13 protein-coding genes and 1 pseudogene are annotated in these 12,825 nt (G+C 64.4%); 6 read left to right on the top strand and 8 right to left on the bottom strand.

Going from position 1 to position 12,825, the window contains the following annotated elements; all coding sequences use genetic code 11:
* Positions 1 to 7: 7 nt before the first annotated feature.
* The gene (locus ACOQFP_RS12470) at positions 8 to 901 is read left to right on the top strand and encodes an SDR family oxidoreductase (RefSeq protein WP_421584487.1); all 894 of its coding nucleotides are present in this window, start codon (positions 8 to 10) and stop codon (positions 899 to 901) included.
* A 78-nt stretch (positions 902 to 979) separates the two neighbouring features.
* Here ACOQFP_RS12470 and fabG read toward each other — a convergent pair whose 3' ends face one another.
* The 5 genes from fabG to ACOQFP_RS12445 form a co-directional block, all read right to left on the bottom strand.
* Complete coding sequence (gene fabG, locus ACOQFP_RS12465; protein ID WP_206487600.1) at positions 980 to 1,738, bottom strand: 3-oxoacyl-ACP reductase FabG; 759 nt, start codon at positions 1,736 to 1,738, stop codon at positions 980 to 982.
* A gap of 67 nt (positions 1,739 to 1,805) precedes the next feature.
* A complete protein-coding gene (locus ACOQFP_RS12460) occupies positions 1,806 to 2,540 on the bottom strand; it encodes a 1-acyl-sn-glycerol-3-phosphate acyltransferase (protein ID WP_206487598.1) in 735 nt (244 codons plus the stop codon).
* A gap of 15 nt (positions 2,541 to 2,555) precedes the next feature.
* Positions 2,556 to 3,311, bottom strand: a complete 756-nt coding sequence (locus tag ACOQFP_RS12455; RefSeq protein ID WP_206487596.1) for an ABC transporter permease — start codon at positions 3,309 to 3,311, stop codon at positions 2,556 to 2,558.
* A complete protein-coding gene (locus ACOQFP_RS12450; RefSeq protein ID WP_341244795.1) occupies positions 3,308 to 4,303 on the bottom strand; it encodes an ABC transporter ATP-binding protein in 996 nt (331 codons plus the stop codon). Before ACOQFP_RS12450 ends, ACOQFP_RS12455 begins: the two co-directional genes overlap by 4 nt.
* 97 nt (positions 4,304 to 4,400) lie before the next feature.
* Positions 4,401 to 5,366 (bottom strand): lysophospholipid acyltransferase family protein, encoded by a 966-nt coding sequence (locus ACOQFP_RS12445; RefSeq protein WP_206487592.1) that lies wholly within the window; start codon positions 5,364 to 5,366, stop codon positions 4,401 to 4,403.
* Between the two features lie 116 nt (positions 5,367 to 5,482).
* On the opposite strand from ACOQFP_RS12445, the gene ACOQFP_RS12440 reads away from it, so the two are divergent.
* Positions 5,483 to 6,886, top strand: coding sequence for a GntP family permease (locus ACOQFP_RS12440; RefSeq protein WP_421584486.1), 1,404 nt, complete (start codon positions 5,483 to 5,485; stop codon positions 6,884 to 6,886).
* A 9-nt stretch (positions 6,887 to 6,895) separates the two neighbouring features.
* On the opposite strand, the gene ACOQFP_RS12435 is transcribed toward ACOQFP_RS12440, so the two are convergent.
* Positions 6,896 to 7,600, bottom strand: a complete 705-nt coding sequence (locus ACOQFP_RS12435) for a M50 family metallopeptidase (RefSeq protein ID WP_341244797.1) — start codon at positions 7,598 to 7,600, stop codon at positions 6,896 to 6,898.
* 93 nt (positions 7,601 to 7,693) lie between these two features.
* The gene (locus ACOQFP_RS12430; protein WP_421584485.1) at positions 7,694 to 7,840 is read right to left on the bottom strand and encodes a hypothetical protein; all 147 of its coding nucleotides are present in this window, start codon (positions 7,838 to 7,840) and stop codon (positions 7,694 to 7,696) included.
* On the opposite strand from ACOQFP_RS12430, the gene ACOQFP_RS12425 reads away from it, so the two are divergent.
* The 4 genes from ACOQFP_RS12425 (at position 7,833) to ACOQFP_RS12410 (ending at position 12,607) form a co-directional block, all read left to right on the top strand.
* Positions 7,833 to 8,723 carry a Bug family tripartite tricarboxylate transporter substrate binding protein gene (locus ACOQFP_RS12425; RefSeq protein WP_241256291.1) on the top strand — a complete coding sequence of 297 codons (891 nt, stop codon included), beginning with the start codon at positions 7,833 to 7,835 and terminating at the stop codon, positions 8,721 to 8,723. The two genes, ACOQFP_RS12430 and ACOQFP_RS12425, sit on opposite strands and share 8 nt — an antisense overlap.
* 90 nt (positions 8,724 to 8,813) lie before the next feature.
* On the top strand, positions 8,814 to 10,199 hold the full coding sequence (locus ACOQFP_RS12420; protein WP_206487588.1) for a GntP family permease: 1,386 nt from the start codon (positions 8,814 to 8,816) through the stop codon (positions 10,197 to 10,199).
* 46 nt (positions 10,200 to 10,245) lie between these two features.
* A complete protein-coding gene (locus tag ACOQFP_RS12415; RefSeq protein ID WP_241256290.1) occupies positions 10,246 to 11,928 on the top strand; it encodes a sensor histidine kinase in 1,683 nt (560 codons plus the stop codon).
* A complete protein-coding gene (locus tag ACOQFP_RS12410; RefSeq protein WP_206487584.1) occupies positions 11,921 to 12,607 on the top strand; it encodes a response regulator in 687 nt (228 codons plus the stop codon). Before ACOQFP_RS12415 ends, ACOQFP_RS12410 begins: the two co-directional genes overlap by 8 nt.
* A gap of 61 nt (positions 12,608 to 12,668) precedes the next feature.
* On the opposite strand, the pseudogene ACOQFP_RS12405 reads toward ACOQFP_RS12410, so the two are convergent.
* A pseudogene (locus tag ACOQFP_RS12405) lies at positions 12,669 to 12,825 on the bottom strand (acyl-ACP desaturase); the annotation flags it as partial.

The raw sequence follows: 12,825 nt of genomic DNA, 5'->3' as shown, positions 1-12,825 counted from the left end.
CACTTTCATGTCCGACCAATACACCTTCACCAACCCCGTCACGCAGTACCGTCAGGACGGCTTCCCTGAGCAGCATCAGGATCCGCCCGGTCTGGCGGCAGAACTCGAGCCCCTCGCCGACCACGGCGAGGACAGCTATCGCGGGTCCGGTCGCCTGACCGACCGCAAAGCGCTCATCACAGGTGCCGACTCCGGAATCGGTCGCGCAGCAGCGATTGCCATCGCCCGCGAGGGTGCCGACGTGGTGCTCAACTATCTACCGTCCGAGGAGAAAGACGCTCAGGAAGTCGCTGCGCTGGTTCGCGACGCGGGACGCACGGCCGTCCTGGCTCCCGCGGATCTCACCGACGAGCAGGCCGCGCGCGGAATCGTGCGCACTGCCGTCGACGAACTCGGTGGCCTCGACCTGTTGGTCAACGTGGCAGGCAAGCAGCAGTTCGTCGAGGATCTGGCCGACCTGACGTCCGAGCAGTTCGATCAGACGTTCAAAACCAACGTCTATGCACTGTTCTGGATCATCCAGGAAGCAGTCCCGCACATGCCTGCCGGTTCGACGATCGTCAACACCAGTTCGATTCAGGCGTACACACCCTCACCCGGCCTGGTGGACTACGCGACGACGAAGATGGCCATCAACACCATCAGCAAGTCGCTCGCGCAGCAGTTGGCACCCAAGGGAATTCGCGTCAATGTCGTTGCGCCGGGCCCGTTCTGGACACCGTTGCAAGCGGCCGGCGGTCAGCCGACCTCGGCATTGCCCGAGTTCGGCAAGGAAACCCCGCTGGGCCGGCCAGGTCAGCCCGCCGAGATCGCGGGTGCCTACGTGTACTTGTCCTCGGCCGAATCCGGTTACGTCACCGGCGACACGCTCAATGTCAACGGCGGCATGCCGACGCCGTAGTCGACACCCGCTCTGTGTGAATGGACCATTCACACCCGTCTGGGCCCGTGAATGGTCCATTCACACATCGCCGGGAGGTCAGTCCTTCGGTCCACCCGCCGCGTAGACGACCTGACCCGAGATGAAGCCGGCTCCCTCGCTCACGAAGAACGATGCCAGGTGTGCGATGTCGTCGGGATGTCCGACGCGATTGACCGGGATCTGCGACGCGGCAGCAGCTTTGAAGTCCTCGAACGGCACTCCGACGCGCTCGGCGGTTGCCGCGGTCATCTCCGTTTCGATGAATCCCGGGGCGATGGCGTTGGCGGTGACGCCGAACTTGCCGAGCTCGATGGCGAGGGTCTTGGTGAAGCCCTGCATTCCGGCCTTGGCGGCGGAGTAGTTCGCCTGGCCGCGGTTGCCGAGCGCCGAGGTGCTCGACAGGTTGACGATGCGGCCCCATTTGGCGTCGATCATGTGCTTCTGGACCGCGCGAGTCATCAGGAACGATCCACGCAGGTGCACGCCGAGCACCGAGTCCCAATCCTGCACCGTCATTTTGAACAGCAGGTTGTCGCGGGTGATTCCTGCGTTGTTGATCAGGACGGTCGGTGCACCGAACTCGCTCGCGATGCGATCGACCGCAGTCTGAACGGATTCCTCCTCTGCGACGTTGGCACCGATGGCCACCGCCTGCCCACCCGCGGACTGGATCGCGTCGACGGTGTCGCTGCACGCGGCCTCGTCGAGGTCGACCACTGCAACCCCGAAACCGTCCTTGGCCAGGCGCTTTGCCACCGCGGCACCGATTCCGCGTGCACTACCGGTGACAATGGCCGTCTTGATCTGATCACTCACGAATATCTCCTAGTACGACGCGAACCCGTTTACCTGTCATCTGTTTCTATCAACCCCGGTGCCGCGGTCAGTACGCAGCCACCGCCCCGTCGAGCGCCTTCTGCATGTTCTCTGCCACCACCCGCGTGATATCGATCGGTTTCTCGGGCAACTCGGTGATGGGAGTGTCGATGTAGACGCTCGCCTGCTTCACCTTCGTGGTGGGGCCGTAGCTCAATCCGATACAGATCAACACCGGTTCGACGCCCAGTTTGCGAGCCCGCAAGGCGATGTGGCCGATCCCGCTGCCGACGTGCTGCACTTTGGTTGGATCTTCGAGATTGCAGGTGCCCTCGGGGAACACCGCCAGGTCGTCGCCTCGCTTCATGCGCTCGGCGCTGATGTCCATCATGCGGCCGCCTGCAGCGCTGACGGCACGCATTCCGTGGTTCTTGCCGCGAAAGACGGGGATGCCGCCCATCATGTCGATTCGCCTGCGCTGCTTGGGTTCCTGGAACAACTCGTCCTTGGCCAGCACGCGTGTTCTGCCGATCACCGGACGCAGCGGCGACGACCATGCCGCCGCTGCGAGGGTGTACGGGTCGCTCTCGGTGAGATGGTTGACCGCGATCAGCAACCGGGTGTTGTCGTACACCAGGCGACGCAACTCCTCACGGGCACCGTCGGGATAAGACACCCGAGGGCGGAATCGCCGGGCAAGGGCGGCGTACGCCAGCCTCGCGACGTGACGGTTCTGCTGGTGACGCAGATAGAAGTCGTACACGGTCACATCGTTGTCGAGAATGACTGCAGGCCGATCCATGAACCGAGCTTAGCCTCACACCCGCGAGGAACCCATAGCTCGGATTCCGACGGCAAGTCCGACCACCGCGGTAGCCACGGCGGCGACCACACCTGCTGTCACGGTCGAACCCGTGAACTCGCCCGCGAAGAGCGCACGCTCGGCATCGACGAGGTACCCGAGTGGGTTGATATCGACGAGGAACTGCATCCATCCAGGAGCGGCGGTGAGCGGAAGCATCGTGCCGGAGAGGATGAGGAGCGGAAACATCAGGGTTTGCTGAATGGACCAGAACACCCAGTCCTGGCCGCGCACAGCCAGAGCCAGCGCGTAGGACAACGCTCCCAGCCCGACGCCGAACACCCCGAGCAACACGATCCCCACGGCCGCGCCGATCGGATGCACCGACAGCCCGAGCGGCAGTGCCACCAGAATGATCAGCACGGCTTGAGCGGCCAGCGGCACCATTTCCTTGAACGCACGCCCCACGAGCAGGGCCGATCTCGGCAGCGGGGTCACCAGCATCCGTTCGTGCGAACCCTGCTGCAGCTCGGCCAGCAAGTTCGAGCCCGTCATGGACGTGCCGAAGATGGTGATCATCGCGAGCACACCCGGCACGAACCAGTCCCAGACGCTGCCACTGCCGAGACCGGGAACCTCGGTGAGCAGTGGACCGAACAACGCCAGCAGAATCAGCGGTTGAACGAGACTGAAGATCACCGTGAACGGATCACGCACCATCGGCCGCAGTTCACGACTCATCACCAGCGTGCTTCCTGACAGAACGTTCATCGGAGTTCTCCTGCCGTGCTTGCGAATTCGAGGGACGAGCTGGTCGATGCGGCGCTCTCGCGCAGACTGCGACCGGTGAGGCCGAGGAACACATCGTCGAGAGTGGGTCTGGTCATCTCTGCCGTGCGCACGTCGATGTCGTGAGATCGACTCAGGTGCAACAGCTCCGGGAGGATCACCTCGGCGCGCTCGACCCGGATGTTCAGACGCGAATCCGCGACCGTCACATCCTTGACCCCGGCGACACCGGCGAGCAGGGATGCCAGCGCCGAGGCGTCGGACACGGTGAGGACGATCAGATCGCCCGCCAATTCCGATTTGAGTGCGGCAGCCGTGTCGTCGGCGATGACGGTGCCGTGATCGACGACGATCACTCGCTCGGCCATCGAATCCGCCTCGTCGAGGTAGTGCGTCGTGAGCACGATCGTGGTCCCCATTTCCCGCCGCAGACGCAGGATGTGTTCCCAGAGGTTCGCCCGGCTCTGCGGATCCATGCCGGTGGTCGGTTCGTCGAGAAACAACAGCGGTGGCCTGTGCACCAAGCCCAGGGCGATGTCGAGTCGCCGCCGCTGGCCACCGGACAGCGTCGAGACGGTACGGGCTGCGAGCTCACCGAGTTCGAGAGCCTCGATCAATTCATCAGCGCGACTGCGTGATCGGTGACGCGTCATGCCGTAGCACAGCCCTTGCACCACCAGCTCGTCGCGGACGCGCTGATTGTGACCAGCACCGTTGCCCTGACCTACGTAGCCGAGGCTCCGCCGAACTCGATCCCGATCTCGAGCCACGTCGAATCCGGCGATCCGAGCCGAGCCCGACGTCGGGGCGAGCAGCGTGGTCAGCATGCGCAGGGTGGTCGACTTACCGGCTCCGTTGGGGCCGAGCAATGCCACCAATTCGCCCTCGTCGATCGTGAGATCGATGCCGCGAACCGCCTCCACGGTCTTCTTGCCTTGCCTGAAAGTTTTGGTCAAACCCAGTGTTTCGATCATCCGTCGCGCCCCTGTGTCGTATGGATTTTCCGTACGACACAGACGTTAGGAACGATCGCGGTCAGGTTCGGTCCGCGTTGGCCGAGGCAGTGAGCACTCAGCCGAAGACGGGAAACTTTCGCTTACGGGCGAGGGCATCCATGCCTGCCTGAATGCTCGCGCGGACCTCCTCGTATTTGGCGTCGACGTATGCCTCGTCCTCGCACAGAGTCGGATCGTGGTCGAGCTCGATCGGCGGCATGAAACGGGTGCGGATCTTGGCGGGCAGCGGAATCTGTGGCAACGCCGCGGGCGCGATGATCCATGGCAGCGAGATCGCGATGGGAAAGACCTTCAACCGCGCAATCTTGTCCAGCTTGAGCACTTTCGAGAGTGTGTCACCGCGAACGAGCACCGGCATCGCGTCGGCTCCGCCGACCGTGGCCACGGGCACGATGGGCACCCCCATTCTTATGGCGAGCTTGACGAAACCGGTTCGGCCACCGAGAGTCGCCTCGTCTCGTTTGCTCCAGGGCCGCAGTGAATCGACTTCACCGCCGGGCCAGACGATGACGTCCCGCCCTTCGGCCAACGCGGTCGACATCGAATCCGGCGCAGCAGGAAGCACACCCATCGATCGAAACACCTTGCCGATCAACGGAAACGCCATCAGCGCATCGTGCGCCGTTCCGTGGAGCACCCGTGCCTCGCCGAAGTGTCGCCACCACTGCGCTCCGACCGTCCATGCATCCCAGACGAACGGCGCACCCGAATGCACGCCGACCACGAGCACCGGCGACTCGGGGATGGTCTCCCAGCCGTCGATCTCCATCCGGAAGTAGCGGTCCATCACCCCGTTCCACAGCCGCTGCTGACGATCCATCGCCACGGTGTCCTGATCGTCGAGATCCCAGCCACCGGCACGTTCGGCGACCACCGCTGTCAGGCCCCCGGACGACTTGGCACGTCGCTCTTTCATCTTCAGTCGTGCGGCTGCGGCGTACCGTTGCGCCTGCTCGCGCAGCTGCTTCTTCTCGGATTCCGCAGAGCCATCCCCACCCTTCGGGTGATCCCCATCACTCATACTCGCACCGTACTCCCCCGAGCCGAAGACGACAGACGACGAGCGCTCGTAACCCCGCGGGAGGTCCGACTCCTCCGATATGGTCGAAATTCGAGCCGAGCGAACGAGGTGCACCGATGGATCCGATCGAACCGGCATACGGAACGACGACGTTGCTGCTCATTGCAGCCGCAGCCGTCGCGGTCCTGCTTTTTCTCATCATGAAGGTGAAACTGCACGCCTTCGTCTCCCTGGTCCTGGTCAGCGCGGTCACCGCCGTGGCAGCGGGAATCCCGCTCGAGGACGTGCCCTCGGCCCTGCTGTCGGGCTTCAGTTCCACACTCGGCTCGGTGGCACTGCTCGTCGCGCTGGGTGTGATGGTCGGCAGACTGCTCGAAATCACCGGTGGCGCCCAAGTGTTGGCGGACACCCTGATCAACCGGTTCGGGGCCAAACGCGCGCCTCTCGCACTGGGCGTCGCCGCACTCATCTTCGGCTTCCCGATCTTCTTCGACGCCGGACTCGTGGTCTTCTTGCCGATCATCTTCACCGTCGCCAAGCGCTTCGGCGGATCGGTACTGCTGTACGCCCTGCCCACCGCGGGTGCGTTCGCCACCATGCACGCCATCGTTCCCCCGCACCCCGGCCCGGTTGCCGCCACCGACCTGCTCGGCGGCGATATCGGATCGGTCCTTCTCATCGGCATTCCCGTCGCCGTCGTCTCCTGGTTCGTCGGCTCCTACCTCGTCGGTACCCAGCTCGGCAAGCGGTTCCACACCACGCCGGTCGACCTGTTCTCCACCGGGTCGACGGACTCCGGCGAGCGCGAGAAAGAGATGGCCGCCCTCCGCGACCCGGCACCGAAATTCGGCGCGGTGCTGTTCATCCTGCTGACGCCGCTGGTGCTGATCTCGCTCAACACCGTCGTCAACACGCTGACCACCTCCGGCGTACTCACCGGTGACGAGACGTGGGCTTCCGCTCTGACCCTGATCGGCCAAACCCCCATCGCCTTGCTGATCACCTTGTTGCTGGCCCTGTTCATCCTCGCGCCGGGACGTTTCCCGGTGGCCGACGGTGCCAAGTACATGGATCAGGCCCTCGGCCCCATCTGTTCGATCATCCTGATCACCGGGGCCGGCGGAATGTTCGGCGGAGTTCTACGGGCCAGCGGTATCGGACAATCGCTCACCGCGTCGCTGTCGGACATCGGCCTGCCGATCATCCTGCAGGCCTTCCTGATCGCCACAGCACTTCGTGTTGCACAGGGTTCGGCCACGGTTGCGCTGACCACCACCGCCGGGCTGATCTCGGTGCAGGTGGCCGAGCTGGGACTGAGCAACTTCAAGATCGCGCTGCTCGTGTTCGCACTGGCCGCCGGAGCCACCGTGCTCTCCCACGTCAACGACTCCGGATTCTGGCTCGTCAGCCGGTTCTTCGGCATGGATGAAAAAACGACGCTCAAGACCTGGACCGTCATGGAAACAACACTCGGTCTCTCGGTCTTCGCCGTCGCGTCCCTGCTGTGGGTGGTGTTCTAGCGGCCGGAATCACTGCACCGGAACGAGGATTCGCCACGCACCCAAGGCCAGTGAGCCGACGGTGACGAGCAGAAACAACCCGACCCAGACGATGCCGGGCAGGAAGGTCAGCCGGGCCAGTTGATCGGCGTCGGAATCTCGGGCCCGACCTGCGCTTCGGGAGCGTTGCAGTTCCAACACCGGGCGCGGACCGGCGATCAACAGGAAGAACGTGAGGAAGTACGCAGCAGCCACCTGCTGCTCGCCGGTGCCCCACCAGGACACCACGAACAACGCCGCACCGACGGTGACCAGCGACAGCAAGCCGTAGATGTTGCGAATCATCAACAGCATCAACGCAATCGAGATCAGACCGATCCAGAGCACTGCCACGGCGTGTTGGGTCCCGAGCACGAGCGCAGCGCCGAGGCCCAGCAGCGACGGACCCACATAGCCCGCGAAGGTCATCGCGATGACACCGAGTCCGGTGGGCTTGCCCTTCGAGATGGCGACGCCGGAAGTATCCGAATGCAGTCGCAGCCCCATCAGCTGACGGCCGGTGATCAGCGCGACGAACAGGTGCGCGCCCTCGTGCGCGATGGTGACGACATTGCGCGCGATCCGCCATGTCTGCGGCAACACGACGATGACGAGCGCAGCAAGAGCCGTGGCTTGGACGATCCAAACAGGTGGATCAGGACTCACCGCGGAGATGCGGTCCCAGAATTCGTTCACACCCCAGTATGCGGTCTCGCCGACGAGAGGCAGGACCACAAAGAACTTTGTTTTCATTGCTTTCCTATGGGTGACGCCGGTCACGGCCGTGCGTCAAGATGAACGCACGATGACGAATCCACTGAGTTCGATGACGCGACGCCGGGCGCTGGCGTGCTTGGCGACGCTTCCGATGGCGTTGTCGGCCGGATGCAGCAGCCTCGGTACGTCGTCGACTCCGTCGAATCTGCGCATGCTCATTCCCAACACTCCGGGTGGCGGATACGACGTGACCGCCAGGACCGCGTCGCGCATTCTGGAGAACCGAGGTTTGACCGGACCTATCGAGAAGTTCAATGTCGTCGGTGGCGGCGGTTCGGTCGCACTGGCCAGGCTCGTGCGCGAGGCAGGAAACGGCTCGCTGATCGGCATGGTCGGGGTCGGCGTAGTCGGTGCCGCCCGCGTCGCCGACGCACCCTGGGGAATGTCCGAGGTCACCGCACTGGCGCGACTGGTGGATGAACCGGAAGCCCTGGTTGTCCGTTCGGCCTCCCCGATGGCCTCCGTCGACACCCTGCTCGATGCCTGGCGTCGGGCACCGGAGCAGTTGACCATCGGAGTCGGGTCGGCGGTCGGCGGGCCCGATCACCTGTTCGCACTGGAGTTGGCACGCGCAGCCGATATCGACACCGCCGCTCTGAACACGGTGAAGTTCGACGGTGCCGGAGACCTTCTGGCGGCTGTCCTCAACGGCACGGTCGATGTGGGTGTTGCAGGTGCGGGCGAGTACACCGATCAGATCGAAGGCGGTTCACTGCGCATCCTTGCGGTCTCGAATGCGTCGGGCTCGCAGATCCGCGGCACCACCGCGGCCGCCGACGCTCCGACCCTCGTCGAGTCCGGAATCGCCCTGGAGTTCACCAACTGGCGCGGATTCGTTTCTCCCCCAGATATTTCCGAGGCCGATCGTAGCGAACTGATCGAGGCCCTCACCCGCATGCACGCTACGGACGAGTGGCGGGCGGCCCTGGCCTCACGCGGCTGGACAGACTCGTTCCTCGTCGGCGAGGAGTTCTCGGAATTCCTTGCTGCAGAGGATCTTCGGATGAAAAGTACCCTGACCGAACTCGGCGTCACCCCTTAGCGCCGAACCCGAACTGCCGATCGAGGTCGGCGTCCAACAGTGCACTGCGAAGCTTCGCCGTGCGCTGATCGAATCACGGAAGGACATCTCGTGGACGACTGGGTCCAAACCCTTTCCACAACGGCGCTGCTGTCGATCGCCGGCATCTCCATCGCAGTACTGCTGCTGCTGATCATCAAGCTGAAGGTGCACCCCCTTCTGGCTCTCGTGATCGTCTCTCTCGGAACGGCTTTCGCTGCAAGAATTCCGATCTCGGAGATTCAGGACGTCCTGATCGACGGTTTCGGTACCACCCTCGGCGAGGTTGCACTTCTGGTCGGACTCGGTGCCATGTTCGGTCGGCTCGCCGAGATCAGTGGCGGCGCGCAAGCACTCTCCAGCGCGCTCGTTCGCAAGTTCGGCGACAAGCGCGCCCCGTTTGCGCTGGGCGTCGCTTCCCTGCTGTTCGGCTTCCCGATCTTCTTCGACGCTGCGTTCATGGTGATGCTCCCCATCATCTTCGGCGTGGCGCGCCGCCTCGGCGGAAGCGTCCTGCTCTATGCCCTTCCAGCTGCGGCGGCACTGTCGACGATGCACGTCTTTCTGCCGCCGCACCCGGGCGCAGTGGCGTCGACCATCCTGCTGGGCGGCGACGTCGGATTGACCATCCTGATCGGCATCGTCGTGGCCGTGCCCACCTGGTTCATCGCCGGCCACCTCTACGGCACCTTCATCGGCAAGCGGATCAATCTTCCGGTACCGGATCTGCTCAGCGGTGGCCCTCAGGTCGAGACAGTGGAGAACCCGCCGAAGCCGAGCACCATCATCGCGCTCCTTTTGCTTCCGCTGCTCCTCATCTTCGCCAACACCGCGCTCACCACGGCAGCCCGAACCGGCAACCTCGACGAGGACTCCCCACTGGTCACCATTGCCCAGGTCATCGGATCGACACCCGTCGCCCTGCTGATCACGGTCATGGTCTCGATCTACGTCCTCGCGCTCCGTCGTGGCCGCACCGCGTACTTCGTCGAGGAACTGCTCGACAACGCACTCAAGCCCATCGCACCCGTCGTCCTCATCACCGGAGCCGGCGGCATGTTCGGCGCGGTGCTGCTCGCAAGCGGTATCGGTGACGCCCTCGCCGAAACACTGCGCGGTGTCGGCCTTCCGCTGATCGTCTCCACCTTCGCCGTTGCAGCCATCCTGCGCATCGCCCTCGGCACGGCCACCGTGGCCATCACCACATCCGCCGGGCTTCTCGGAGCGTCCATCATGGCGGCGGGGCTGAACCCGGTGCAGACGGTCGCGATGATTCTCGCCCTCGCCGCAGGATCGTCGATCTTCCCGCATGTCAACGACGCGAGCTTCTGGCTCATCGGAAAGCTCCTCGGTATGGACGTTCCGACGACCTTCAAGACCTGGAGCGTCATCAAAACCCTGATCTCCGTCGTCGGGTTCGCCCTGTCCTCGGTCGTGTATGTCGTAGCGTCGATCTGAACCGGCGCTCGCCGGCTGGGACACAGATGCAGGCATTATGAACCACATGCGACGACGATCGGCTCCGCGCAGCCTGGCAAGCCAGGTTCTGCTGCTGCAGCTGGTCGTCGTCGCTGTGGTTCTCGTTGCGGTGGCCGGCGTCTCGGTGCATCAGACCGCAATGGAATTCCGAGACACCCAAGGCGGACGCTTGCTCGCCGTCGCCGAGAATCTCGCCTCGACACCCATCGTCCGCGAGCAGGCCGCATCGATCGAAGCGGACAAGCTGCTGGCACCGGAGGTCGACCGAGCCGTCGACCTGTCCGGGGCCACGGTCGCCGATATCGTCGTGTTGAACGCGACCGCTTCGGGTGGATCGGTGATCGTCGCCTCCTCCGTACCGGACCGCGTCGGGATCACCGGCGAGCTCGGTGCCAGCGATGCTCGTGACGGTCGGGCATGGACCGGGGACGTTCGGGTCGACGGTCAGGAGTCCATTTCCGGTCAGGTACCGGTTCTGTCCCCGACGGGAACAGTCCTGGCCGTCGTCGCCGTCAGCTCGACCTACCCGTCCACCTGGCGTCTCATCGCCGACGCAGGCGCACCGTTCCTGCTCTATCTCGGCCTCGGAGCCGGTCTGGGATTGATAGGTTCGTGGCTGCTGTCCCGACGCATCAAGACGCACACCCGTGGGCTGGAGATCGCCGAGATCGCACATCTTGCCGATCATCGAGAAGCGTTGCTGCACAGCATCCGAGAAGGGGTTGTCGCGGTCAACACCGAAGGCGTGATCACTGTTCTCAACGACAGCGCCGCCGAACTACTCGACCTCACCGAACACACCGCCGGTACGGCCACTGCGGTCGGCCGCAATCTCGACGCCGTGCCGCTCGACCCGTCTGTGCGCCGGTACCTGGTCGACGCGCAGGACAGCGGAGACGTCGTGCTCACCACCGCCACGAGAGTGCTCGTTCTCAGCCGCCGATCCGCATCGAGCAAGGGTCGCCGGATCGGCACGGTCACCACGATGCGAGACAGCACCGAGCTGGCGCGGCTACAGAGCCAACTGTCCTCCCACCGGTCGGTCACCGACACCCTGCGCGCCCAAACCCACGAGTTCGCCAACCAGTTGCACACCATCTCGGGATTGACCCAACTGGGCGACCAGGACGCAGTGACGGACTTCGTCGGTGCGCTCACTCGGCGTCGGGCGGAGATCAGCGATGCAGTCACCCGGCGGATTTCCGATTCGGCCGTTGCGGCACTGCTGATCGCGAAGACATCGCTGGCCGCCGAGACCGGCGTCGTGCTGGAACTGAATCCACGCTCACAGCTGCAGGCGCTGAATCCGATGCTCGCCACCGACATCATCACCGTTCTCGGCAATCTGATCGACAATGCCGTGGATGCGTCGACCGGTAGTGTCGACGCCCGCGTGGTGGTCGACATCGATGGTTCCGATGGAATCGAGATTCGAGTCGCCGATTCGGGACCCGGCGTTCCCGAGAGCATGCGCACCGAGATCTTCTCGCGTGGCGTCACATCGAAGACGCAGACACCAGGAGGGCGCGGAATCGGGCTTGCGCTCGTTCGGATCGTCAGTTCGCAGCACGGCGGCACCGCCGAGGTAGATGATGCTCCGGGAACCGGTGGTGCCCGATTCACCGTGCGCATTCCGTACGACAACGCGCCACCACAACACGGGAGCACCCGTATGGCAGACATCGGAAGTGACGAGAGCAATGACTGATCCGGGCCGACCCTACGAGGTCCTCGTCGTCGACGACGACTTCATGGTCGCAGACATCCACCGACGATTCGTCGACGCCACCCCCGGCTTTCGGACCGTCGGAGTGGTACACACCGCGGCCGACGCAGTCGCTGCGGTGCGCACCATCGCACCGGATCTGGTGCTGCTCGACGTCCATCTCCCGGACCGCTCCGGCCTCGATGCACTACAGCGACTCCGCAGCGAAGGCAACGACGTCGCGGTCGTCGTCGTCACCGCGGCCCGAGAGCTCGACACCGTGCGCCGTGCGCTCCGCGGAGGTGCCGCCGACTACCTGGTCAAGCCGTTCGAATACCCGCAACTGCTGGAGAAACTCGAGAACGTGCGCCAACGAGCCCGCGCCCTCTCCGATTCCAACGGCATGGACCAGTCGGTCATCGATTCTCTGTTCGGGGCACCGAAGCAGTCCACTCCGCAGCACCTCCCGAAGGGACTGAGCCAGGAAACCGGATCTCTGGTGCTACGGACCGTCGGTGAGAGCGGGGAAGTATCGGCCCGAGAATGTGCCGACCTCGCCGGTCTGTCGAGGGTGAGCGCGCGCAGATACCTCGAGCACTACGCCTCGACCGGAATCCTCACGGTCCGTCTCGAATACGGCCGCGCTGGAAGGCCGGTACACCGATACCGCGTCACCGGCTGATCCAGAGATCTCGGACGGCATCGCGCGGTGTCATCTCACCGGCGCTTCCCACGCACACACGCTACGACGCGTGCGCCTCGGCCTTCGCGCGTTCGCGGGCGAGGGAGCGATCTCGCATTTCCTCGAACTTGGTGGCCTGACGCTCGAGGTCCTCGAGGAACGCGGCCAGTTCCTCACGCTTGTTCTCCCCGCGGCCGGTGAAGTCGTTGCGCTCGAAC

It is taken from the genome of Rhodococcus sp. MALMAid1271, assembly GCF_049195265.1.
Taxonomy (GTDB): Bacteria; Actinomycetota; Actinomycetes; order Mycobacteriales; family Mycobacteriaceae; genus Rhodococcoides.
Note: the sequence above shows the minus strand (reverse complement) of the source record. Positions and strands in the feature narration are given on the sequence as shown.